This is a genomic window from Mesorhizobium sp. ESP-6-2, from assembly GCF_020164675.1.
Lineage (GTDB): Bacteria > Pseudomonadota > Alphaproteobacteria > Rhizobiales > Rhizobiaceae > Mesorhizobium.
The window spans coordinates 106,891-132,585 of the sequence record NZ_JAIUGT010000008.1 but is presented as its reverse complement, the minus strand read 5'-3'; the positions used below and the strand labels follow the sequence as shown (position 1 = coordinate 132,585).

Annotated in this window: 16 protein-coding genes; 13 read left to right on the top strand and 3 right to left on the bottom strand. The window is 58.3% G+C overall.

The window, feature by feature from the left end; all coding sequences use genetic code 11:
- The first annotated feature begins 378 nt into the window (after window positions 1-378).
- Together LB532_RS21045 and LB532_RS21040 are read left to right on the top strand one after the other, a co-directional pair.
- Window positions 379-1,728 (top strand): UDP-glucose dehydrogenase family protein, encoded by a 1,350-nt coding sequence (locus LB532_RS21045; protein ID WP_140642912.1) that lies wholly within the window; start codon window positions 379-381, stop codon window positions 1,726-1,728.
- Complete coding sequence (locus tag LB532_RS21040) at window positions 1,725-2,753, top strand: NAD-dependent epimerase/dehydratase family protein (protein WP_140642914.1); 1,029 nt, start codon at window positions 1,725-1,727, stop codon at window positions 2,751-2,753. The genes LB532_RS21045 and LB532_RS21040 overlap by 4 nt, the downstream gene beginning before the upstream one ends.
- Before the next feature lie 56 nt (window positions 2,754-2,809).
- Here LB532_RS21040 and LB532_RS21035 read toward each other — a convergent pair whose 3' ends face one another.
- Window positions 2,810-3,709: a formyltransferase family protein gene (locus LB532_RS21035; protein ID WP_140642915.1), complete on the bottom strand. Its 900-nt coding sequence runs from the start codon at window positions 3,707-3,709 to the stop codon at window positions 2,810-2,812.
- A gap of 433 nt (window positions 3,710-4,142) precedes the next feature.
- On the opposite strand from LB532_RS21035, the gene LB532_RS21030 reads away from it, so the two are divergent.
- The 8 genes from LB532_RS21030 to LB532_RS20990 all read left to right on the top strand — a co-directional run bounded on the left by LB532_RS21030 (window position 4,143) and on the right by LB532_RS20990 (window position 16,603).
- Window positions 4,143-5,126 carry a sulfotransferase domain-containing protein gene (locus LB532_RS21030; protein WP_140642917.1) on the top strand — a complete coding sequence of 328 codons (984 nt, stop codon included), beginning with the start codon at window positions 4,143-4,145 and terminating at the stop codon, window positions 5,124-5,126.
- Window positions 5,127-5,143: 17 nt separating this feature from the next.
- Window positions 5,144-6,247, top strand: coding sequence for a glycosyltransferase family 4 protein (locus LB532_RS21025; RefSeq protein WP_140642918.1), 1,104 nt, complete (start codon window positions 5,144-5,146; stop codon window positions 6,245-6,247).
- A 379-nt stretch (window positions 6,248-6,626) separates the two neighbouring features.
- Entirely contained in the window at window positions 6,627-8,447 is a 1,821-nt protein-coding gene (locus tag LB532_RS30220; protein WP_140642920.1) for a sugar transferase, read from the top strand.
- A gap of 289 nt (window positions 8,448-8,736) precedes the next feature.
- Window positions 8,737-10,140 carry a lipopolysaccharide biosynthesis protein gene (locus LB532_RS21015; protein WP_263491766.1) on the top strand — a complete coding sequence of 468 codons (1,404 nt, stop codon included), beginning with the start codon at window positions 8,737-8,739 and terminating at the stop codon, window positions 10,138-10,140.
- Entirely contained in the window at window positions 10,141-11,097 is a 957-nt protein-coding gene (gene cysD / locus LB532_RS21010) for a sulfate adenylyltransferase subunit CysD (RefSeq protein ID WP_210239925.1), read from the top strand.
- Window positions 11,097-13,028 (top strand): sulfate adenylyltransferase subunit CysN, encoded by a 1,932-nt coding sequence (gene cysN, locus LB532_RS21005; RefSeq protein ID WP_140642921.1) that lies wholly within the window; start codon window positions 11,097-11,099, stop codon window positions 13,026-13,028. Before cysD ends, cysN begins: the two co-directional genes overlap by 1 nt.
- 6 nt (window positions 13,029-13,034) lie before the next feature.
- A complete protein-coding gene (locus tag LB532_RS21000) occupies window positions 13,035-14,252 on the top strand; it encodes a glycosyltransferase family 4 protein (protein ID WP_140642923.1) in 1,218 nt (405 codons plus the stop codon).
- Window positions 14,253-14,407: 155 nt separating this feature from the next.
- Entirely contained in the window at window positions 14,408-16,603 is a 2,196-nt protein-coding gene (locus LB532_RS20990; RefSeq protein ID WP_140642925.1) for an acyltransferase family protein, read from the top strand.
- Window positions 16,604-16,700: 97 nt separating this feature from the next.
- On the opposite strand, the gene LB532_RS20985 is transcribed toward LB532_RS20990, so the two are convergent.
- Window positions 16,701-17,579, bottom strand: coding sequence for a sulfotransferase domain-containing protein (locus LB532_RS20985; protein ID WP_140642926.1), 879 nt, complete (start codon window positions 17,577-17,579; stop codon window positions 16,701-16,703).
- 436 nt (window positions 17,580-18,015) lie between these two features.
- Here LB532_RS20985 and LB532_RS20980 point away from each other — a divergent pair, with 436 nt between their 5' ends.
- On the top strand, window positions 18,016-20,172 hold the full coding sequence (locus LB532_RS20980; protein ID WP_140642928.1) for a nucleoside-diphosphate sugar epimerase/dehydratase: 2,157 nt from the start codon (window positions 18,016-18,018) through the stop codon (window positions 20,170-20,172).
- Window positions 20,173-20,192: 20 nt separating this feature from the next.
- Window positions 20,193-21,647, top strand: coding sequence for a pectate lyase (locus tag LB532_RS30215; RefSeq protein WP_140642930.1), 1,455 nt, complete (start codon window positions 20,193-20,195; stop codon window positions 21,645-21,647).
- Window positions 21,648-21,748: 101 nt separating this feature from the next.
- On the opposite strand, the gene LB532_RS20970 is transcribed toward LB532_RS30215, so the two are convergent.
- Window positions 21,749-23,089 carry an O-antigen ligase family protein gene (locus tag LB532_RS20970; RefSeq protein ID WP_140642932.1) on the bottom strand — a complete coding sequence of 447 codons (1,341 nt, stop codon included), beginning with the start codon at window positions 23,087-23,089 and terminating at the stop codon, window positions 21,749-21,751.
- A gap of 281 nt (window positions 23,090-23,370) precedes the next feature.
- On the opposite strand from LB532_RS20970, the gene LB532_RS20965 reads away from it, so the two are divergent.
- Window positions 23,371-25,665, top strand: a complete 2,295-nt coding sequence (locus LB532_RS20965; RefSeq protein ID WP_181169497.1) for a GumC family protein — start codon at window positions 23,371-23,373, stop codon at window positions 25,663-25,665.
- Window positions 25,666-25,695: the final 30 nt, after the last annotated feature.

Here is a 25,695-nt window from a genome sequence, read left to right as displayed (position 1 = left end):
GGCGAGGCTGTCCGAGGGCAATTTCCTGACTCGGCTCCTGGACGGCAAGTTGAAGCGAGAACCGAGCTACCTCCAAGAGCATGGCAAAAGACCGAACGGCCGCTGAGCGGAATTTTGACGGAAAATGAACTCAAGCAATCGACGCGCCAATGAAGCGCCGTCAGCCGGCTTGCAGCCGAGCGTGGCTAGGCGCCAGATCATCTCGTCTCGTCCATTTGCAATGGCCATCAGCACTTAGCGTTGTCAAACTGCGCCAGACGACCGTCCGGCCCCATACCAGGTCTCGGAAGTGGTAATGTCTTATCCGATTGCGCACTCCATTTTCTTGGCCGCTGCTGGCTTAATCGCGTCAGTTGTCATCATCAGAGTGGCGGTTACATGCGCATCGCGATTGTTGGTTCGGGTTACGTGGGTCTTGTATCGGGCGCTTGCCTGGCTGATTTCGGCCATCAAGTCGTCTGCGTCGATAAGGCGGAGGCCAAGATTGCCGATCTCCAGGCCGGAAGAATGCCGATCTATGAGCCAGGTCTCGACGACCTCGTCGACAAGAATTCCGCGAGCGGCCAGCTCACCTTCACCAGCACGCTTGCAGCGGCAGTCGCCGATGCGGACGTGGTGTTCATTGCAGTCGGGACGCCTTCGAGGCGGGGCGACGGCCATGCCGATCTGTCCTATGTCTACGAAGCGGCCCGAGAAATCGCGGCCGCTGTTCACGGGTTCACCGTGGTGGCAATCAAATCCACGGTGCCGGTGGGCACGGGGGATGAGGTCGAACGGATCATTCGCCAATGCAATCCCCTGGCCGATGTGGCGGTCGTCTCCAACCCGGAATTCCTGCGCGAAGGAGCCGCGATCGACGACTTCAAACGACCAGACCGGATCGTTATCGGCCTGCCGTCGGACGAGCGTGGCCGGGAGGTGATGGCGGAGGTGTATCGGCCGCTTTATCTCAACCAGGCACCAATCCTGTTTACCGGCCGCCGCACGTCCGAGCTGATCAAATATGCGGCCAACGCCTTCCTGGCGCTCAAGATCACGTTCATCAACGAGATCGCGGATCTGTGCGAGAGCGTGGGCGCGAACGTGCGCGAGGTAGCGCGGGGCATCGGGCTCGACAATCGCATCGGCTCAAAGTTCCTGCACGCCGGCCCGGGCTATGGAGGATCCTGTTTTCCAAAAGACACGCTGGCTTTGGTCAAGACGGCGCAGGACAGCGGCGCGCCCTTGCGCCTGATCGAAACGACGGTTGCCGTGAACGACCAGCGAAAACGCACCATGGCGCGCAAGATCGTATTTGCCTGCGGCGGCGATGTCCGCGCAAAGACAGTGGCCTTGCTGGGCCTTACCTTCAAACCCAACACCGATGACGTCCGTGAAGCGCCTTCCCTCTCGATCATCCAGGCCTTGATCGATTTTGGGGCCCATGTCCGAGTGTATGACCCCGAAGGCATGGATCAGGCGAAAATCGTGCTCGGCAACAGCGTCAGCTATGCCGAAGGCGCCTATGAATGCGCCGAGGGCGCCGACGCGCTGGTCATCGTGACCGAGTGGAATCAGTTCCGCGCCCTGGATTTTGAACGATTGTCCCGCACGATGTCGAAACGGGTGGTGGTCGACCTGCGCAACATTTACCGGCGGGAAGACATCTCCAGACACGGCTTCGAGTACGTGAATATCGGTGAGGGAGCGGTCGGAGACAAGGCAGTTTTCGCCGCGGCCGCGGAATGAGGTATCTGATCACCGGCACCGCAGGATTCATCGGTTTTCACCTGGCGCGCCGGCTGCTCGACGACGGTCATCGCGTCACCGGATTCGACGGGATGACGCCATACTATGACATGGTCCTGAAGCAGTCGCGACACACCCTGCTTCAACGGTACGACGCCTTTCGCGCCCATATCGGCCAACTGGAAGACATGGACGCCCTTCGCCGCGCCGCAGACTCCGCCCGGCCCGACGTGATCGTGCATCTGGCCGCGCAGGCCGGTGTCCGCTACTCAATCGACAATCCGCGAAGTTACACGGACAGCAATCTCGTCGGCTCGTTCAACGTCCTTGAGCTTGCGCGTGATCTCAAGCCCCGGCATTTGCTCCTTGCGTCCACGAGCTCGGCCTATGGAGCGAACGACAAGATGCCATTCGTCGAAACCGACAAGGCTGATTGGCCGTTGACCTTTTATGCGGCCACGAAGAAGGCGATGGAGGCGATGGCGCACTCCTATTCACATATCTTCGGAACGCCGACCACATGCTTCCGCTTCTTCACCGTATATGGCCCCTGGGGCCGGCCCGACATGGCGCTCTTCAAATTTGTCGACGCGATCCAGAACGGCCGTCCGATCGAAGTGTATGGCGAAGGCCTGATGAAGCGTGATTTCACTTATATCGATGATCTCGTCGAAGCCGTCGTCCGGCTCGTCGAATGCACGCCGGCGACAGGTCGCACGGCGTCCGCTCCCGGCGTCGTCGACACGCTGTCACCCGTCGCGCCGTGGCGTGTCGTCAACATAGGCTGCGGCGAGCCTGTCGGGCTGCTGCCTTTTATCGAGACAATCGAGAACTGCCTGGGCAAACGAGCCATCCGCAAGATGTTGCCGATGCAGGCTGGCGACATGCGGGCAACCTATGCCGACCCCCGCCTGCTGGAGGCCCTTACCGGCTTTCGCCCTTGCACCAGCGTCGAGGACGGGGTGACCGCCTTCGTACGCTGGTATCTGGAAGAACGGCCGTCGCGGCCGACAATAGCCGCCTGAAGCGCGTAGCCTGTAATAAGTGCACGCGCCTAAACCCTTGGCCCGACACAGGTTGGTCATGCCGAGGCCAGCTTGGCGTGTATCCTGGGCCTCTCGCCATGCCAGGATGTCACCTCAATGGCGGCTCCGTCTCCACAAAGCACTGTAAAGCCGCTGTCGGTATGAGTTTGGACCTGGCCGGTCAGCCCGATATGGCGCCCAGGCGGGGCAAACATGCGCGCCATGTCGATCACGATCTTGGCACCGGCAGTGAAAGTGAAGGCGCCCGGATAGGGATCGCCGACGGCGCGGACAAAACGAAGGACATTCTCGGCGGCATCGCTCCAGTTGATCATTCCGTCATCGGCCGTGCGCTTTGCGCAATAGCTGGCAAGGGATTCGTCCTGCGCGACGCCCACGGCCTTGTCACGACTTATCGCCGAAACGACAAGCGGCGTCATCTCGAACAGGGCCTGCTTGTGCTTGTCGTAGAGCGAGCGCGCGGTCTCGTCCGGTGCTACGGCAAAAAGCTTCTGGAGGACGATAGGGCCACTGTCGACACCCTCGTCCAGCCGGAAGAAAGTCGAGCCCGTCTCCTTTTCATTCGCAATGATCGTCCAGGGGATCACCGCCCTCCCCCGAAAACGCGGTAACGGCGCCGGGTGAAAGCCGATCGAGCCATATCGGGCGACCGAGCGAAATTCGCCGCGGCAGATTTGCGACCAGCCGACCACCATCGTCAAATCGGGCCGCTCGGCTTCGAGCCTGTCGATCGTGTCGGGGGCATTGATGTCCTTGGTCAGGTGGACCGCGGCCCCGGCCAGACGTGCCGGCCCCGCCAGATCGACGAAATCGGAATGGCGTTTGGAAGCTTCGCCCGCAAGAGTGACAAGCAGCGATGGCGTCATGCCGGCTTCGACAAGGGCATCGAATGCGACCCGAGATCCCTCCACCGCACCGACAAAGGCTATGCGCATGAATTCAAGGCTCCAACTCACCGGCGTGAGCGATAGATGGACACAGATCTCTTCTATTGTCTGCTTCGTTTCTGCGCCCAAGTCCTCCTTTAGAGGTAAACGGCAGCCGGCGATGCATCCCTATGTGCAACTCGTCGGTTCAAAGAAAGCTGGGTATTTAGGGGTTGCGACAGCGGGATTGGAATACGCGATGGACAGCTTCGCCGGCTTGGCATTTCTGGATCGCAGCGCCACTACAGTCGGGAAGGGCGGATCTGATCTGCTACGCATGGCGATCCTGCCTTCTGGACGCCGACGCATTTGTGCTTTCGTCCCGCTACGAAGATTGCGCGGTACCACTCAAGGCCATGGCCAGCAGCCCTCCCATCGCGTCCTTCGACTGCGACGTCATACATGCTGCGCTACGATCCCCAAGGACTGAAGACCTGTCACCATGCTGACGACCACCCGTCTGACATTGCATAAGATCGACGCCCGGATCAGGATGACCTGGGCTGCGTCGGGCGCAGACGCGTTTCTTGTCTCCTATCCCGAATCCGGAGCAACCCAGCTTAGACATATACTTTCGGAATACTTCAGTCGCCACGCCAACGGCGAGAACGTCGATCTTTCGCCAATGTTCGAAGTTCTTCCGGATTTCGATCTCGATCCGACGAGGGGCATCCCGGCTTTTCGTTACACAGATGAGCGCCATCGCGTGCCGCTCGTCCTGGTTTCGCACCTCACCTATAGACGCTCGCTTTTCCTCAACCGACCCATCATCTTCATGACTCGAGATCCGCGCGACGTAATCGTGTCAGCTTATTTCGATGCCACACGTCACAAACACTGCTTTGAAGGCACCATGGACGCGTTCATTGCCGATCGCGAACAAGGCCTGCCGGCTCTGATAGTATATCTGAATGATTGGGGTAGAGGTCTAAAGCATCACGTGAGTGCAGTATTGGGCTATGAGGAACTGACTGAAGATCCTATGGGTGCCTGCACGCGTATCCTGAGATTTCTTGGCCACACACCGTCCGCGCGCGCGCTTCAGGATTCTATCGACGCTTCGCGTTTCTATGTGATGCGTGAGCATGAGATGGCGGGCGGCCTAACGGCGCACGATGGCGAAAGTCAGCATGCGCGTCTCGGCAAGGTCGGCGGCTTTGCCGATCATCTTAGTGATGCGCAAGCCGAGCTCATTGAGCAGACCTGCATCGACTGGCTAACTCCAGCCGCGATGGAACTGCTTCGCCGTGGCGGAACGCAGCTCGTATGCGGCTGGTATGAACTTCGCCGTCAACTCATGGATGAACACGGCCAAGGCGAGATGATCAAGAGAGATCTTCCTGTCATCGAATCCCTTTCCACCAATCCATGCAGCAACTTGGCGGAGATCGCCGAGAAGTATGGAAATAATCCATCGACGTCTTGACGTTAAGAGGGGAGTAAATGCGACTTGCGATTGTGCAGGCGGGCCTGGGTGCAGGAGGGACGGAGCGCGTCGTCAGTCTGCTTGCCGCAGATCGATGCAGGCGCGGAGATGAAGTCCATCTATTTGCTTTCGTGGGAGAGCAAGATAAGAGCTATTTTGCCCTGCACCCGAAGGTCACCGTCCACAGACTTGTAGAGGACGGAGCTTCGCGGCTTTCGAAACTCGGATTTGTCCGCAGCTTGCGGCGCGTGGCCGTGTTGCGCGCGGAATTCAAGCGGCTTCAGCCCACTCTGATCGTTTCGTTTCTAACAAAAATTAATATTCTCTGCCTGCTGGCGGCGAAGAATCTTGGCATCCGGGTTATTATCTCGGAAAGAAACAATCCAAAGGCGCAGAAGAAACACGCCGCTTGGCGGCTCGTTTCTGGCATTATACTTCGGCAAGCGGATCGGCTTGTCATGCAGACCGATGCGATTGTCAAGACGCTTCCAGATACGCTCAGAAAAAAGGCCCACGTTATCGGAAATCCTTGCGAGGTCATCGGAAATCCGTGCGAGGCGACCGATGCCTACAAAGACCATGGCAATGAAATGTTTCGCCTGGTCGGCGTCGGACGCCTGGTGGAACAGAAAGGCTTCGACACGCTGATAAAGGCGTTTGCTAAAATCGCCACCGAATTTCCGGCATGGGCATTGACGATCTTCGGCGAGGGACCTGATCGGGTTCTTCTTCAACGTCAGATCGATGCGTTTGATTTGGAGGACAGGGTAAAGCTTGCCGGCATTACCGAGCGTCCGGGCGAATGGGCACGCGACGCCTCCCTCTTTGTCCTGCCGTCACGCTACGAAGGCTTTCCCAACGTGCTGATCGAGGCGATGGCGGCCGGCCTGCCCGTCGTCGCAACGGACTGTGATTTCGGTCCCTCCGAAATCGTCGAACCAGGCGTTTCGGGTCTGCTGGTACCAGTCGACGATGTTGCCGAGTTGGCATCTGCAATGGCATGCCTGATGCGAAATAATGCTCTTCGCCACAAAATGGGAAGATCGGCCCGGAAAACGATCGATCGGTTCTCAATGCAGCAGATTGCGGAAAAATGGGACTCCGCTTTGACGAAATTCTGAGTGAAGGCAATTGATCACGAACCCAGTTGTTCAGGTTCGCGATCTGCGAATGAAAAATATCCAATGCCGGACAAGAACACCTCGAGCGTTTTCAAATCCGGCGCACATATCCTGATGTTCATCCGGAGATGATCTTTGATAGGCGCACTTTACAGCCAATATAACTAAAAGCGGCGACCTGTCGCGCGTCGCCTGGGGCAAGGCAATGCCCGCACATCGTCCCTGGCTGGGATCGGCCTCAAGACACAAGGCTACATGTAGACTTTCGAGATTGTGTCCCTTGGCGTGGCCTGGCTTTTGATCACTACGGAGCCTTGCGGTTGGCCAGAGGGCGTATCAGCGAGCCGGGGCAGGCATGCTGATGAAAGGAGCATCGCTCATGAAACGCACGTTCGACCTGCTCGGTGCCGCCTGCCTTCTGCTGCTGATGTCGCCCCTCATCGCGGTGCTTTCAATAGCAGTCGCGCTGCTTCTTGGGCGTCCTGTTTTTTTCCGCCAGGAACGTCCCGGCCTCCACGGAAAACCATTCAAGATAATCAAGTTCAGAACGATGACCGATCGTCGGGATCGTCATGGCCGGCTGCTTCCCGATGCTGACAGGCTAACTGGCTTCGGCAGCTTTCTGCGCGCAAGCAGCCTTGATGAGCTGCCCGAATTGATCAACGTATTGCGGGGTGAGATGAGCCTCGTCGGGCCTCGTCCACTCTTGATGGAGTATCTCCCCCGCTATAGCCCTGAGCAGGCGCGTCGTCACCAAGTCATTCCCGGCATCACAGGTTTGGCGCAGGTGAACGGCCGCAACGCACTTGATTGGGAGAACCGCTTCGTCCTGGACGTCTGGTATGTCGATCACCGAACCTTCGCACTTGACCTGAAAATTCTCTGCCTGACCTTTTACAAGATCTTCACCCGAGAGGGGATCAGCGCCGCGGGACACGCCACCATGCCCGAGTTCATGGGCTCGCAGGTTTCGCAGTCGGGCGGGCCGTTGAGGACATCTGGATCGCGCCTGCCACGGTTCGCTGCAAGGGTTGCAGCCATCGGTATTCTGCTAGAGCTTGGGACTGCCGCTTTCGTTTTTGTTGTCGATCCATATGGGATCAACCATCATCTGGAGATTCCTGATTTCAATGCCGAAAAGACACATCGCCTTTCGATCGGTACGACAGCCGAGCGCTCACTACGTCTATGGCTCACCGATTACGACACTTTGATCCTCGGCGGCTCGCGGGCGCGCGTCGGGCTTGATCCCGCCGGACCGAGCCTAGCTAGGCTGAAGGCCTACAATGCCGCTGTTCCGCATGCGAGCATGGCCGAACTCTATGACATTGGCATGTTCGCCTTGGCTCATGGCGCACCCCGCCGGATGATCGTCAATCTCGATTTCTCCATGTTTGAGGCGGACCGAACGGAAACCCAAGATTTTCCGGAGTCCGGCTTTGCCGGAGTTCCAATGCCTATCGTTTATGCGCGGTCCTTGTTCTCCCCCGAAAGCTTTATCGACGCTTTGCGGACGGTGCACGCCAACAGCATTGGATTTCGGGAGACCGACAAGGAAGACGGTTTTCACCAGATCATGTTGACGCACAATTACAGCTACAGACAGGTGTCCGACCAGAGGCTGAATCGGTTGATGGCGGAGTTTTCCTCTCCCGGCAGCTTCGATTATGACCTCACCAGAATCGGCCTGTTGCGTGACCTGCTGGATCGTCTCACCGCCGCTGGAGTAGACGTCACGCTCTTCATCTCACCGATACATGCTCGTCAGATGGAAGCACTCAGGGCCATGGGGCTACTCCCGGTTTACGACCGCTGGCGTGTGGATCTGACGTATACTGTAAGTCAGGTCAATGCATCCAAGACAGCCACGTCTGAAGTGAAACTGTGGGATTTTAGCGGCTATAACTCCGTTACAATGGAAGACATTCCGGATCCGGGCGATCGTCATCAGACGATGCGGTGGTACTGGAGCTCTGCGCGCTACACTCCGGCCTTGGGAGAGTTGATGCTGGATCGCATGCTCGGCCAGGCCTATTCGGGCCCGTCGGATTTCGGCATATCTCTTACCGGATCCAACCTTAGATCAGTCCTCGACCAACAGCGAAAGAGGCGCACCATATATGTTGCGCTTCATCCCGAGGAGATTAATAGGATATGGAGCCGTTTGCTTTTCTTGAAGATTACAAAGCCAAATATTTAAGGGATTTTCTCTTTATTAGTTCGGTATGTCTTATAGTTCTACTTTTTCGCGCCGTATATATTTTATCGATAAACGGCCATGAAGCTGCTACCGCTAATGGGGTAGGCCATCGGTCGTAGCGGCGATCAGGTCCTAGCTTATTGGGGTTGCGACAGGACCAAACTTGGTCGTGGCGGCTTTCTGGTTTCTGCCGATGATGGATGTCATCGGCAGAAACAATCCCGCAGAACGACCAAGGGACGCGTATTGCCGATCAAGAATGAGCGGGGCGACTTTGGCTACGGTTGCGATGATCGGAAGACTGGCTCGACGGGTGCTGCAAGCTGCCAGGCGCAAGAGTGCGGGCCGCACGCGCCTGGCCAATATCGCACACCTTCTGACCGGCAATTTTCTTGGCTCATTGCTGGCGCTTGTAGCCTTTACGCTTTCAGCACGCGCGCTTGGCGTGACGAATTATGGTGAGCTTGCATTGATCATCGCGTTCACAAGGGTCGTGGAGCGCGTTGTCAGCTTCCAGTCGTGGCAGCCAATTATCAAATACGCAGCCGGCATGAACGCATCCGAGGGCCACGAGAATTTGCGTGTCCTCATGAAGTTCGGCCTGCTTATCGATGTCGGCGCCGCTGTCTGCGCTTGGGTCGTCGCCATTGGCGCGGCCCTTCTCCTTGCACCGGTTTTCGGTTGGTCGACGCAAATCGTGCATCTTCTTGTTCTCTACTCCAGTGTTCTGCTGTTTCAGATTTCCGGCGTCCCCGTGGCTGTCCAACGCATGGCCGGCAACTTCCGCCTACTCGCCTATGGGCAGTTGCTCAACGCGGTTCTGCGCGTATTGCTGTGTCTGCTCGGCGTGCTGCTCAATGGCGATCTCGCCTATTTCACAGCGGTTTGGGCCGGAACGCAGATCCTCGGCTCCCTGGCGCTCCTGACGCTGACCATGCGCGCGCTACACAGGCAGGGTGTCCACAATGTCCTGGGCGCGCCTTTGGCCGGCATCACACGCCGCTTCCCTGGCATCTGGAATTTCGCGTGGTCGTCGAACATTTCACTCACTTTGCGCGCGAGCGCGCAAGAGCTCGATACACTGCTGGTCGGATGGCTAGCCGACCCGGCCTCGGCTGGCTTGTACCAGATCGCCAAGCGCATAGGCCGCGTCGGCCAGCAAGTAGGCCCGCAGGTGCAAAACGTTCTCTATCCCGACGTCGCCCGCCTTTGGGCAAAAGGCAGCATCGAGGAATTCAAGCGGGTGATCTTTCAGACCGAAGCCATGCTGCTCTGCTTTGGCGTCATTTGCGTCCTGGTCGTGGCGGTGCTCATCCGGCCGCTGCTCGCCTGGACCGCAGGACCGGAGTTCATAGGCGCAGCCAGCCTAGTCATCGTGCAGATGGTGGCTGTCACGTTCGTGCTTTCAGGCTCAGCCGCCCGCTCGGCGCTGCTTGCCATGGGCCGGCAACGTGAGGTGTTGCGCATTGTTGTCGTTGCGACAGCCGCCTTCCACGTGACGGCCCTCCTGCTCATCCCGCGGATCGGCGCGATGGGGGGCAATATTGCCCATATCGTCCTGGGCATTCTGTGGGCCTTCGGCCTGGCGTTTTCGTTGCGACAGGCACTCAAGACCGCCCATCACCCCGCCCGGCAAACCCCGCCGGCGGACGCTCTCAACCAAGCAAGTCTTGCCCCTTCAAAGGCGATCTAGATGTCTCTTGCACCTCAAGCCCTGGCCACTTTGCCCATAGCGCAGCGACGCTCGCCGTCATCGCTTACCCATCTGCAACGGCTCGAGGCAGAATCGATCCATATCATTCGCGAGGTCGCCGCCGAACTGCGCAACCCGGTGATGTTGTATTCGGTGGGCAAGGACTCCGCCGTGATGCTCCATCTCGCGATGAAGGCCTTCTATCCGTCGCAACTGCCGTTCCCCCTTCTCCACATCGACACGACGTGGAAGTTCAAGGAAATGATCCGTTTCCGCGACGAGACAGTCGCGCGGCTTGGCCTGAAGCTGCTGGTGCGTCGCAACGAGGCCGGCCTGGCCGAAGGGATCACGCCATTTACACATGGCTCGTCGACCTACACGCAGATCATGAAGACGGAGGCGCTGAAATCGGCACTGACCTCGCTCGGCTTCGATGCCGCTTTCGGCGGCGCGCGCCGCGACGAGGAAAAGAGCCGCGCGAAAGAACGGGTGTTTTCGCTGCGCAGCGATAGCCACGGCTGGGATCCAAAGAACCAGCGCCCGGAACTATGGAACCTCTACAACGGCCGGCTGAAACCAGGGGAGTCGGTCCGGGTTTTTCCGCTCTCGAACTGGACCGAAATCGACATATGGCAATACATCATGAGGGAGAACATTCCCATCGTCTCGCTGTATTTCGCGGCCAAGCGCCCGGTGGTGGAGCGCGACGGACAGTTGATTATGGTGGACGACGACCGTCTGCCGCTTCGCCCGGGCGAATCCCCCGAAATGCGCTCGGTCCGCTTCCGCACGCTTGGTTGCTATCCCCTCACCGCGGCTACCGAAAGCACTGCCGCGTCTGTTCCCGAAGTGCTCCAGGAAATGCTTGTCGTGAGGACCTCCGAACGATCGGGCCGGCTGATCGACCATGACGAAGCAACATCGATGGAAAAGAAAAAGCGCGAGGGGTATTTCTGATGCTGGGTTTTGCTCAAACCGCGGAACTCGAATCTTCCTCGATAGACGAGATCACTTCGCAATATCTTGCTGTCCACGAGAAGAAGAGCCTGCTGCGATTTTTGACATGCGGCAGCGTGGACGACGGCAAGTCGACGCTGATCGGCAGGCTGCTCTACGACACGAAGCTGCTGATGGAAGACCAGCTTGCCACACTTACCCGCGATTCCCAACGCCACGGCACAACCGGCGGCGATCTCGACTTCGCCCTTCTGGTCGACGGTCTCGCCAGCGAGCGCGAACAGGGCATTACGATCGACGTGGCCTATCGTTTCTTCGCCACGGAGCGGCGCAAATTCATAGTCGCCGACACGCCAGGCCATGAGCAATACACCCGCAACATGGCTACTGGCGCATCCAATGCCGACCTGGCGATCATTCTTGTCGATGCGCGGCAGGGCATTCTGACCCAGACACGCCGACATTCCTTCATCGTTTCGCTGCTCGGAATCCGGCATGTCGTTCTTGCGGTCAACAAAATCGACCTGGTCGATTATTCGCAAACGGTATTCGACGAGATCGAGGCGACCTATCGAAGCTTCGCGGAACCGCTTGGCTTCGTTTCTCTGGAGGCCATCCCGCTTTCGGCGCGTTATGGCGACAATGTTCTTTCGAAAGGCGAGAACCTGCCCTGGTATCGAGGCCGGACGCTCATCGAGCATCTGGAAACCGTCGAGGTGGAACGAGACCGCCGTAGCGCGCCTTTCCGGATGCCGGTGCAATGGGTCAATCGTCCGAACCTCGACTTTCGCGGGTTTGCCGGCACCATCGCCGCCGGCGTGATCCGGCCGGGAGACCGTGTGGTCGTGGCACGCTCCGGCGTGACAAGCTTGGTCAAGCGCATCGTTACCCAGGACGGAGACCTGTCGGAGGCAGCGGCGGGCGAGGCTGTCACGCTGACGCTCGAAGATGAGATCGACGTTTCTCGCGGCGACGTCCTGGCGGGGGCGGCGGAGCGCCCGGAAGTGTCAGACCAGTTTGCGGCCCATCTGCTCTGGATGCACGAGGATCCATTGATCCCCGGCCGCCCGTATCTGATCAAGCTCGCCACCAGCGTGGTGGGTGCGAGCGTCACGCAGATAAAACACCGGGTCGACATTAATAATTTTGCAAAACTGGCAGCAAAAACCCTCGAGAAGAACGACGTCGGCTTCGTCAACTTGACGACGCAGGCGCCGCTCGCCTTCGACCCGTTCTCCAGCGTGCACGAAACCGGCGCGTTCATCGTCATCGACCGGATCAACAACCACACGGTCGGTGCCGGAATGATCGACTTCAGTCTGCGCAGGGCGAACAACGTCCATTGGCAAGCACTGGATGTCGACATGAATGCGCGGGCGATCGCCAAAGGTCAAAAGCCCGTGGTGCTGTGGTTCACAGGCCTGTCGGGCTCCGGAAAATCGACGATCGCGAATCTCGTGGAGAAGCGCCTCCATGCGCTCGGCAAGCACACCTACCTACTTGACGGCGACAATGTTCGCCATGGCTTGAACCGAGATCTCGGCTTCACCGATGCTGATCGCGTGGAGAACATTCGACGCGTGGCCGAGGCCGCCAAGCTGATGGTCGATGCCGGACTGATAGCGCTTACTTCATTCATTTCGCCATTCCAGGCTGAACGGCGGATGGCGCGCGACCTCTTCGGCCCAGGGCAGTTTATCGAGATCTTCATCGATACACCACTGGAGGTCGCCGAAAGCCGCGACCCGAAGGGCCTTTATCGACGCGCCCGAAACGGCTTGATCCAGAATTTCACCGGCATCGGCAGCCCCTATGAGCGCCCAGAAGCGCCACAGATCACGGTTACGCCGGATCTGAGTGCCGAGGAGGCCGCGGAAGAGATCGTCAGCTACCTCGAACGAGGCAGCTATCTCGGAACTGCGACCGGGTAACAGGCGATGGTTGGAGGAGCTAGCCAAGGGCCGGTACGGGTTTGCTTTCCATTTATCGGTGATGATGTCGGTGGAAGCCACATCTCGGCGCTCAAGCTCATCCAGAACCTCGATACATCGAAGGTCGTTCCCATTCTGGTGCTTCAGGAAACGGCCGGGCCTCTGGCGGCCTTTCTGCAAATGGAAGGCCAGCCCTTCATGGGTTTTCCGCTGCCGACGACTTCGCCTGGAAAGGGAACAATTCCCGGCGATGTCATGACCTATCTGACCAGTACGCTCCCGCGCATGCGGCGTTTCATCAAGGAGCAGAAGTTCGATATCGTTCACACCAATGACGGCAGGACGCATGTGAATTGGGGCATTGCGGCGAGGCTGGCAGGTGCCCGGCTGGTTTGGCATCATCGCGGCGACCCCGACGCCAAGGGCGCCAACGTGCTTGCGCCGCTCATCGCGCATCGCATGGTGACAGTGTCGCGATTTTCGCGACCGCGGCATCCGATCAGATCCCTCAAGGGACGGCTTAGCGTCATCCATAGTCCCTTCGACCATCCGTCGACTGTGCCTGACAGGATCGCGGCCAAGGCCGCACTTCTGGACGAGCTAGGCCTTGCACCAGGAACACGCATCCTGAGCTTCATCGGCGGGCTGATCGAACGAAAGCGGCCGCTCCTCTTCATCGATATCCTTGATCGTTTCGTGCGGGAGCACCCGCAAATCCCGGTCGTCGGCTGCGTGTTCGGGACTTCACCCGCGGGCTCGCAAGATCTTGAAGCGGCCGCCCGCGTGCGCTGCGCCGAGCGCGGGCTCGGCCAAACGGTGCGCTTCATGGGTTTTCGCAACCCGATCGAACCTTTCCTCGCGGCAACGGATGTTCTGGTCGTTCCCGCCATGGGAGAGCCCTTCGGCCGAACCCTTATCGAGGCGATGTTCCTTGGGACGCCGGTGGTTGCAACCGATCATGGCGGCAATCCGGAAGCTATCGAGAACGAGCGGACCGGATTTCTGGTCACACCGGAAGACGCCGGGGCCTTCATGGAGCCGCTATCGCGGTTGCTGTCCAATCCGCCGCTCTGGGCCCGGATCAGCGATGCAGCCCGCGACCACGCCTTCTTTTCCTACAGCACGCACCGCCATGTCGAAAATGTCATGAAGATCTATGACAGGGCGCTTTGCTCCCGCAAAGCCGGCTTGGCGACCGACCTAACCAGCGAAATCGGCGGTTAAAGGGTTTTCACAATGCGGGTAGAGCACATCGATTTCCTTGTCATCGGAGCCGCAAAAAGCACGACGACCTGGCTGAAGCAGCAGCTTCAGGCCGATCCGAGCGTCAGCACGCCGGTATCTTGATAGACGCATCCAAGGGAAGGGCCTCCTTTGACATGAGTGAGTTTCGCGGAAAGTCAGCTGCGCCATTGACATATGGTTCCCCCGGCATTGATCGAGGGTTGCCGTACGAAGCCCATCATCCTGCTCGCAATGCGAACCAAGACACGGGAGCTGCCCAGAGTGGGATCATTGCCACCCGGACCGGTCAAGTTGGATATCGCCGCGAAATTGACGGCCTGAGGGCGATCGCAGTCGTTCTGGTGATTCTCTACCATTCAGGGCTTCGCGTCGCGGGCCTTGACCCCTTTGCGGGCGGTTTTATTGGCGTTGATGTTTTTTTTGTTATTAGCGGCTATCTGATTGGCTCGATTGTACAGCGGGAAGTCATGGATGGGACTTTCTCGTTCGCCAGCTTTTACGAGCGTCGCGCGAGACGGATCTTACCCGCGCTGTATACCGTCTTAGCAGTAACGATCCCCTTCGCTTGGCTCTATATGCTGCCGAGTGCCTTCAGAGACTATTCGGCGAGTCTTTTGGCAACCGTGTTTTCAGCATCCAATCTATATTTCTGGCATGTTGCGAGTTATGACGCAACCGACAATCTTTTTCGCCCGTTAATTCACACTTGGAGCTTGGGGGTCGAGGAACAGTTCTACGTGATCTTTCCTTGCTTTCTCCTACTGGTGTGGAAATATGCTCGGACGTTTTTAACCGCCATCCTGTGCCTTGGGCTCGTCGTTTCGTTCATTCTTGCGGAGTGGATGACAAGGCATTTGCCGGATGCATCTTTTTTTCTACTGCCGCCTCGGATCTGGGAACTAGGGTTGGGGGTGTTTCTGGCAAGACGCGAATTGACTGGCGGCCGGCTTGTGTCGATACGCTCTTCACGAGTCGCGCCTGCGGTCGGTTTGGCGCTCCTGATCTGCGCGGTGCCGCTGATGAGGCCGCAGTGGCACCACCCAGGACTTGTAACGCTGATCCCGGTTGCAGGAACGGCATTGCTTATCTGGTATACAGGGCACGGCGATCCCATTACACGAGCGCTTTCCTCCCAGCCGTTTGTATTTGTCGGCCTGATATCATATTCCCTCTACCTTTGGCACCAGCCGATATTTGCTTTCGGCAGAATGAGTGCGACCAATTCTGTCGATGGCACGATGGTATTTTGTTGGATTTTGATGTCTGTTATACTTGCCATTGCGACTTACCGCTTCGTTGAGATGCCGACCCGCAGCAGAAAGCGAACCAGCAAGCCCGTTATATGGCTGATTGCCTCACTTGGAGCCGTACTACTCAGCGGCGGCGGATACTACTGGTATGTCCAAAATGGCATGCCAAGCCGTTTTGCGGACGGCCTTGCCCCGATTGCCGCTGCATCCGATATTCGTGAGGCTCAGATTTTTCAGAACGGGAAGAGCTGTCTCAACTTTGCGCCTGAACAGGGCCCTTGTACCTTTCATGGCTCGAATTCCGAGGGCTATGCTCTTGTTAGTTTAGGTGACTCTCACGCTCGCACTCTGCTTGGTCCGATGCGAGACAGCCTCGACGACTACCGAGATATCGCTTCGTTCACACCGCTCAATCGAGGCGGCTGCGTATTTCTCCTGGGTGTGCAAAGGGTTGACGTGGACCAACCGGGTTGTCCAGGCGACTACAATGACAAGAGGCTCGACTACATAGGCAAGCTGAAGCGACCGATAGCCGTGCTCTTATGGCGTCTCCCCATTCTCGTGGAGCAGAGCCGTTATGACAATGGCGAGGGGGGAATCGAGCCGGGCGACGATCACCCGCATTTGGCCAAGCTGGGTGAAACCGGGCCAGCCGATCCGGCTGCAGTCGCCACGGCCATTTCCCACACCATAAACACACTTCTGGAGCGCGGGGTGAAGGTTGTCTTAGTCTATCCTGTCCCGGAGATGGGTTGGAACGTCCCGCAGGTGCTTCTCATGCGGGCCAGACGCCAGAACGATCCTGCAGCTTATATGCAGGCGGAACCGATTTCGGTTTCCTACGGGGATTTCCGCCGGCGAACGCAACGGACATACGAATTATACGATAATGTCGGATCCGATCCAAATCTCGTGCGCGTGTATCCGGAGAAGGCCTTCTGCGATCAACAGCGCTGTTTCGCCAATCGAGGCTCTCAGATTTTCTATCGGGACGACAACCATCTCAGCGAGACCGGCGCGTCCAAGCTCAACGTTTTGATCATGGACGCCATCAAAGCACGGTGGGGAAATGACCGATGACAGACGAAGGAGAGCCGTGGACTTTTTCGACGGAGAAGCCTTGTGCGACGTTCCAGCACGGAGGCGACAAGGCCGCCCCTTGCAGTAGAGCTCGACGCTATGCCTTGCGGTGGTATATTTGGAAATACGGGTCCAAAGAGCTGGCAATTCTCTCATCCATGTAAGCGATCTCGTCTCTGTTGAAATAGTCGACATAACCCCCGATTTTACCCCGCCGCACCTTAAAACTGTCGGGATTCGACTGGTCTGTCGGGCGCATTCTCTCGTGACCGAAAGCGTCTGCCATTTCGATCTTTCGCAAATTCTCGAAAGAGCCAAAGGTTGTCGCCTCATCGAGGATCATTTCCGGCACGCCCTGAATGCCCAGAAAATCCAGCGCCGTACGAAGCGCCGATTTTGGAGCTTGGCGCATGTGTTCGTAGGACAGCAATTGAAATGCCTTCACCTTGTCGCGGTTGTGCGCCCAGGCGTTGTAGAACGCTATGATGGAATCAATGCCGCCGACATCCTGGGCAAGAAACTCACTGATCGTCCCGTCAAACACCTTCATCCGGTGCGTTGCGTCGAAATAGTATGAAACAAGCACGTCTCGCGGATCCCGAACCAGAAATAGGATCTTTTTTCCTGAATATCTTGACTTATCGGACTGGATTTCGCTGGGACGCTTAAGATTTGGGCTGTCGTCGTGAGAAAAGCCAATGCAAGGGATATTCGACGAGATCTTCCAGAAATGCTGGATTTCCATCGGATTCTGCAGGTTAAGGCCGTAGTGTTTGTCGATGACGCGGCCAACCATGGTGCGCAGCCACGTTCGACCGCATTTCGGGTATGAAAGCACAAAGGAGTCCCGCGACCAAAAGATCATCTGGCGGCGCAACGCTCCCAGGGGACCCGAGTAGCGTATTTTCTTTGGAACGACGGCTTCGCCAAGGAAGAAGGTAGCGTCGCGAAGATTGTTCTTCAACTGTCCGAGCATAGAAAGCTTCCTCTGCTAGCGTGAGCTTGGCGCATTAGCGTCGTCGATAATGAAGTGCCCGAAGAACGGACCCCCGGGCCGAAACTCAAGCGACCATTTTAATCTCCGCCATTGTAAGCCATTGCGTCGGTGCAGCGAGACCTAGCTAGCTGGCTGGCCCGGACTGGTGGGAGTACCTCTTTGGATTAACGCGGCAAAGTCCGCTTGCAGTTCCGATAGTCCCCCCATGCACAAAAGCATGTGTTGCTTAGAAAGCGGGGAAAGCGCCCCATAGCAACGATAAGATCGTAGCCTCGAGTCCGAACGATTGCAGGCCAACCTGTTCTTGATTGAGCAAGGGACTGGCAGGCACGGATTTGTGCCTGCGAGTTCAAACAGCCGCGTCTCTTAACGTGCTCTCTTGGAGCGCGGCGGCTAAGCTTTGTCGAGGTCTAGAATGAGCCAGTCAGATCAGCCGTTTGAGGCAATCAGTCCACTGGGAGGCCAATCCCTTTTGCTGGCCACTGCGATCGCTCTCGGCCGTCTCGTCAGCAAACCGCGCACAATTGTTCATGTGCTGTCGTACTTGCGCCGGCGGGTGACCGGGCGCGCCAAGGCCGTTGGCAAGAACCTTCATCTCTACATCATCGATTTGGCCCTGGCGCTGGCGGCACTGTCGTTTGCTTCGTTCATGCGATTGGGCCTTGATGGGGAATTCACCGGTCCGGAGAGCCACGCTTCGTTGCTCTTCGCACTCCCTTGCTTCCTGCTTACATGCGCCGTGGTCTTCCCGGTGACTTGCCTCTACACCCGCAACTGGCGATATGCGTCTGTCGGCGACATGCTCGGTATCGTTCGCGCGGCATTCGTCACATCGCTGGCGTTCGTGTTCCTGATGTTTGTGGCTACACGGCTCGATTCGATCCCGCGCTCGGTGATAGTGATCCAGTTTCTGTTGCTCGTGCCGCTGCTTATTTCGGTTCGCATCCGCTCCAAGCTCGTTGAGCTAAGCCGCTTTGGTCCGACTGCGAACAGAGCGAGAAACGGACGCGACGTGGTCCCTGTGCTGCTGATCGGTGCGGGCGATGCGGCCGATCTTTATATTCGCGCGCTGCAGCGGGATCCGAATGCACGCCATTGGCCGGTCGGCGTGCTCGACAATGGCGCAACGACAGAGGGCTATTTCCTGCGCGGCGTGCCGGTTCTGGGCAGCATCGAAGACTTCGACACGGTCATCGGCGATCTGGAAGGTCGCGGCATCAAGCCCCGCCACGTGATTTTCACCGAGAGGGTGCCTGGCCTCGTCGACCCGACGCTTGAAGCGCTGATCGACCGGGCCGACCGTCTGGGCATCGCTGTCTCTCGCCCCGCCCCGGTCCTGGAACTGCGCAATCCTAAATATCAGAGTCGCTTCGACTTGCGCCCGATCGAACTTACCGACCTGCTGGAGAGGCCGCAGGCGGTTCTTGATAAAGATGCGTTGTCCCGAATGATCGAAAACAGGCGCATCGTCGTCACCGGCGCCGGAGGCTCGATCGGCGGAGAGCTCACGCAGCAGATTGCCGCGCTCGGTCCCACCGAAGTGGTCCTGATCGATAACAGCGAGTACAATTTGTATGCCATCGATCTGGAGTTGGCGGAGAAATTCCCGAATGTGCGCCGGAAGCCATATATCTGCGACGTACGCGACCCTGTTCGCCTGGGCGAGATTTTCCGACGCCATCGCGTCGACCTGGTCTTCCACGCGGCGGCGCTCAAACATGTGCCGATGGTCGAGTTGAATCCCTGTGAGGGCATTCTTACCAACGTCATCGGTACTATGAACGTGGCAGAAGCGACCCGCCTTTGCGGCGCCAAGGCAATGGTCCAGATATCCACCGACAAGGTTGTGAACACGACCAGTGTCATGGGCGCTACCAAGCGCCTAGCGGAACTCTACTGCCAGTCCCTGGACCTCGCCTTTACCGCCGGCGATACCCCCGTCCGCTTCATGACCGTTCGTTTCGGCAATGTTCTGGGTTCAAGCGGGTCGCTGATCCCATTATTCAAGCGCCAACTCGCCCACGGCGGTCCGCTGACCGTGACCGACATGGAGATGAAGCGCTTCTTCATGACAATACGCGAGGCGGTTGAACTGACCTTGCAGGCATCGGCCCATGGTCTGGAGAAAAAACTCGGACAGGGCGAAATCTTCGTTCTCGACATGGGTGCGCCAATCAAGATCATCGACATGGCGCGCCGCATGATCAAGCTCGCGGGATTTCGACCGGATGAGGACATCAAGATCAAGATTGTCGGCTGCCGGCCGGGAGAAAAGCTGTTCGAGGAACTCTTCGACGAAAGCGAAAGACGTGTCGACGTTCCGATTTCCGGAGTCTTGGGCGCCGTGCCCAATGCGATGCCGCTTGACACGCTTCGCAAGGGATTTTCGCAATTGCGTCGCTTGGCGAGGGCCGGCGACACTGAGGGAGTGTTAAACCTTGTTGCGGATATGCTTCCCAGTTACCGCAGAGACGAAGCCAAGCCTGCGGCGGCGGTGACGGCGCCATTCGTGCCTCATGTGATCCTCGGTTCAGCCAAGGCAACCACGCGTCCACACGAGGCGGCCGCTTGAGGCCCAGCGGGAGCGCTGCCGTGCTAACGCATATTGCCTCGGCTCTGTTTGTCGCGCTGTCGTGCGGTACTGCACTGGCCGGGGCGCCTCAACCTCAGCCGACAGTGGCCGAGGCACGGGAGGCGGTCGAGCTTGCGGGGGCCTATTTCCGCGATCATCTCGGTGTAGCGGGAACTTATGTATGGAAATATTCCCTCGACGGCCAAAAGAGGGTGGGCGAAGGCGGTACCGTGCCCGCGAGCGTTGGCTGGGTGCAGCCGCCTGGTACGCCGGCCGTCGGCGCTGCGTTCCTGCGCATCTTCGAGGTTACCGGCGACAAGCAATGGCTTCAGTCTGCCCAGGTCGTGGCAACCGCTCTCGTCAAAACTCAGCTGGAGTCCGGCGGATGGTTTTACAAGATCGAGACCGACCCGCAAAAGGCGGTGACATGGTGCTACCACGCACTGAAGCTGGGCAGGAATACCTGTCGCGATATCAAGGACAATCCGCAACGCAACGAGACTGTCCTCGATGACAACAACACACAGAGCGTGCTGAATTTTCTGATGTGGTTCGACCTGGCGAGTGGCGGTTCGGATCCGGACGTCCGTTCCTGCATCGACAGGGCGCTTCATCGATTGATGCGGGTGCAATACGCAAATGGGGCCTTCCCAGTCTTCTTCAAGGGAGCCGCGCCTGGGGCGGATGTAAAGGCTGCGGCCAAGGCGAGTATTCCGGCCAGTTGGTCTCACGAGTGGCAGAAGCCTGATCATCCGCCCTATTTCATCATCAACGACAATCTTCCCCGCGATATGGGTCGTCTCTTTCTCAACGCCTACCGCACATATCATGATCCCGCATATCTCAAGACGGCGGAGAAGGTCGGTGATTTTCTCCTTGCAGCCCAATTGCCCGCGCCACAACAGGGCTGGGCTCAGGGTTACGATCGTTCCATGCAGCCGGTTTGGGGGCGCAGGTTTGAGCCGCCAGCGGTCGTCTCGCGCGAAACCGCCGGCAATATCGAGTACCTGATCGAGTTGAACGAGCAAAACAGGGATGCGCGGTTGCTGCACGCGGCGACGTCTGCGGCCACCTGGCTAGAGGCAGTGCGCCTGCCCGACGGCAGTTGGGCACGTTTTTACGAACTCAACACCAACCGGCCGCTTTACATCGATGAGGGCGGCCAAGTGACCTTCGACGACATGGACCTCCTGAAACACTACGGCATGAAAACCGGTGCAGAGATCGAGCCGGTGTTCGCTCGGCTCGAGATTGCAAAGCGGGGGCAGAGAGTTTCACGTCAACGACTGTGGATCAGTGCCGCGGATGAGTTGAGCGCTGGCGAACTGAATTCGAAGGTGCGTCAGCTCGTCGACAGTCAGGATACCCAGGGACGCTGGGTTGAGGGCCGGTTTATCGAGGGAGAAGAATTCGTCGAGGGCGTGTTCGCCCTCGCTCGTTTCATCTCCGCGCAAGCATCAGAGCCGGCGAAATAGTTTCTACATATCGCTCGCTCCTGCCATGGGGAGGTTCTGACCAGATCTTCCGGTGCGCCGATTTAGCCTTTGTAGAAGCTGGAAAGCTCGGCTGGTGGGCCTTAGATCGGCCTGCGTAGGAAAGGTCGCGAACGACCGTACTTGGAGCGAGCACCGCGAAGAAAGCGCGCGACCGTTCTTGGAGCTGGGCCGTCGCGCAAAATCGCAACACTGGGCGCCATTCCAAGCAGCAGAGGCACGACAAAAAAACGACCGTAGATATGGGGCAGCGCATTAGCCAGCGCCGCGAAGAGGAGAACGGTCGTCGCCGTGCAAATGGCAGATGCCCTGCCTTCACGATTACGAGCGGCAAGGATGGCGATGGTGATGCCTGCCACGAGCAGGAGCAGAAAACCGACGAATCCGGGCAGCCCTGCCTCGACCCATATGAGGAGATAGGCGTTGTGGACCGGGGCGTGCAATTCGCTGACGTGCCGATACTGGTCGGCACCGATGCCAAGCAGCGAATTATTGTCCGCTTTGCCAATCGCCTCATGGATGAGCCGCATACGGTCCGCAAACGTACCAGCCTCATCGAGATCACCATTCTGCAGCGCATTCAGCACGCGGCGTTGGAAGACCTCGGGCAAGAAGTCGCGGCCCCAGGTAACGGCAATGAAAAATGTGGCGAGCGAGGTCACAGCTAAAGAAATGATACGGCGCCACGAGCCCGTCGCGACCACGAAGATGGTGACCGCAAAGACAAGGCCGATCAGGCCGGTATTGGATCCTGTCAAAATAATGCCATAACCAAAAAGCGGCAGTCCGACCCAAAGCCAGCGAGGCCTCATGCAGCCTGACGCCACCAGCCACAACATTAGCGGGACAGAGAGCGCTATCAGCGTTGCGCATTCATTCTCGCGTTCCACCCAACCCTGGAAACGACCATTGCCGCTGACAAAGACGGTGCCGCGTTGCTTGAGGATGTCGATTATCACTATCCCTTGCAGACACATCACGGCGATCGAGCAAAGAAATGATTTTATCAAGAGAACGATTTCGGCCCAGGGTCTCGACACGATCATGAAGGCCAGGAGAAAGTAAGCGTACAGATATTGCGCCGAGATGATGAAGCCTCGCTGCGGATCTCCGTGGATCAGACTGCTTAGCAGCAGCATCCCGCATAGTAGGGTGATGCCGATGTTCCATAGAAACGTCCCCGCCCCCAAGGGAGAGATCGAAAAGGATTTCCCGAGCATGGCCGCAAATACGGCCGCGAGAGCGAAGCCGTCGCTGATGGTAAAGTAGAATGCATCAAAACGAAGAATATTGAAGGGCGTGAGAAAGACGGACGCCACGGCGAACCAAAGCCCGAGTCTCTCGGCTACCTCTGGCAACGATGTGACGGCCGGTTTGGGGCCGGGCCTTGTCCAATAATGGCGAGGAGCCCTGGCGTAGTTCATCCTCACTCCTGAAATCTGTTTTGAGAGTCCTTTTCGCCAGCTCTCATTGGGCCTGCAGTTCAGCCTATCTGCCAAGATAGGGCCCGGGCCGGTTACGCTATCCTTTTGGATGATGTTGCCTTTGCGGCTAAGCCTCTTGAGCGCGATTGCGGCCGCACAACCATGTTAAAACTGTCGTCGCGGTAAGTCGCGAATTCGATGTTGGGTTGCCTTCAGGTCCGATGTGGCAGGGCCGGATTAGACCAGTCGAGACAGAACAAAAAGGGGCGGGATCTGTGAGCTTGATAGACGACAACAGCGTGTGGAGCCGTCTGGAACCATTCCTTCAAGAGCCGATCGAGCCGTCGAAGGAACGCACTTTCGGCCCGCGCGAGCTCTACACGCTTTTCCGAAGGCGCCTCCCCTTGATCCTTGCGGTCGTGACTACCGGCACCGCTCTCGCGCTCATCACGGCCATGGAACTTCCCAAGACGTATACCGCCCGTTCGATGATCGTTGTCGAATCCGACGATCCCAATCCTCTCGACACCGCACAAGCGCAGCCTAATCAACAGCCTGACAAGTCGCGAATGGACACCGAGGCGGATCTGATCACCTCTCGTGTCTTTGCCAGCCTGGTCGTCGACAGACTGGACCTCATCAAGGACCCGGACTTCAACACCTATCTGAAACCAGCCACGAGCCGAGCCCCTTCGGATTCGGGCTCTGGACTGCTGTCACAGACCGTCGGCTTGATCGTCTCGATACCGCGAGCGCTATGGAGCCTGGTCGCCGGCGCCGACCCGCAGGATACCGCGTCGCTGCCATCGAAGGGGGTTCAGCAAGATCGGGCGATTTCATCGTATCTGTCGAGCGTTTCCGTCGACCGGTCCGGAGAGAGCTCGGCGATGACGATCTCCTTTTTCAATGACGACGCGTCGAGAGCGGCCCTGATAGCCAATGCGACGGCCAAACTGTTCGTGGAATGGTCCCGGGACAACAAGCGGCAGGACATCAAGGACGCCGTTAGCTTTCTGAGGCAGCAATCGACAGAGCTTGCGTCACGGATAGCCGCCATAGAAGGCCAGATCGCCCAGTATGCCCGAGAACACGGCGTATCCAGCGATCCGCGCGACGATCTGCTGCGCGCCTCGATCCAGCAAAGCAACGAGCAGCTCAGTACCGCCAGAGGTGAATACACGCAAGCGCAGGCGCGCCTCGCCCAGGTCAGGCTGGCGGCCAAGACCGGCGACGCGGGTGCCAACGTCGATCCCCTGCTCTCATCGGACTTCCTGACGTCCCTGCGCAACGACGAAGCGACGGCGATGAGGGATCGCGCGCAACTGGCCAGCAATTACGGGCGCAATCATCCCTTGGTCCAGGAGGCGGATGCAAAAGTAGCGGCCGTCCGCACGATGATCTCTCAAGAGATGCTGCGTACGATCGCAATCCTGGAAAATGACGTCCGCGTCAACGAAGGCAGGGTCAACCAACTCGCGAAGACTTTGGAGGAGTCCAACGAGCAACTGCGGCAAAGGAGCCTGGCGGAAGCGAAGCTCCGGGAACTGAACAACCAATTGTCGACCGAGCAGAAGCTCTACGACCTCGTGTCAGGCAGACTTGGCAGCCTCGATCCGTTTTCCGAGGCGGTCGAGCCCGGCGTGCGGACGGTTTCCGCCGCCGAGATTCCGACGAGCCCTTCCTTTCCCAAACTTCGTTTGATGACGGCGGGCGGTTTCGCCGCGTCGCTGATCCTAGCCCTGATCCTTGTGCTGACGCTTGAAAGCATGGATGTGAGAATACGCGAGTCACAACGGGTATCGAAGCTTATCCGTGCGCCACTGCTGGCATCGATTCCGCAACTGCCCAAGAAGTTCCTGCAACGCGCCACGCCCCCTCTTGAAACCTTGTTGTCGCAGCCGCGGTCGGCCTTCTCCGATGCCTTCCGGTCGCTGTACATGGCCTGCACCCGGATGAACGGTGGTCGGAGCAAACAGGTTATCCTGGTCAGCTCAGGACTACCGCAGGAGGGCAAGACAACGACCGCCATGGGCCTCGCCGTGGCAGCTGGAATGGACGGCGCCCTGACAGCGCTGATCGATCTGGATTTGCGAACCCGCAGCATCCATGGCGCCATGGAGTTTGGGCCCGCCGACAAGACACTCAACGACTACCTGCATGGTGGTTGCACCCTGGCGGAGATCGTTCAGACGCTTCCTGAAGTTCCGCGACTGGATGTGCTGGCGCCATCTGCCGACGACCAGACCTTGCCTGAATTCCTCAATTCCAGCCAATTCGCGAAATTGCTGGAGGCGTTCCGGCTGGAATACGACGTGGTGATCATCGACGCGCCGCCTGTGCTCGTCGTGGAAGACGCTATCAGGATTGCCGCCTCGGTGGACACTGTCGTGGTCGTGGCCGCGTGCGACAACACCACGCAAGAGGCTCTCTCCCAGGTTGTCGAGCGCTTGCGGTTCGCTGGCGGCCCATCGATCGGCTGGGTGTTCAACCGCGTTGACCCCTTCCGACAGGCCCGTGGTGCCCTGCGGAAAGCTTATTTGAAACGGCAGCAGATTCGTCGTTATTTTCCCGCTTGACCGCCATCGGCCGCGCGGCCGATCAGGCGC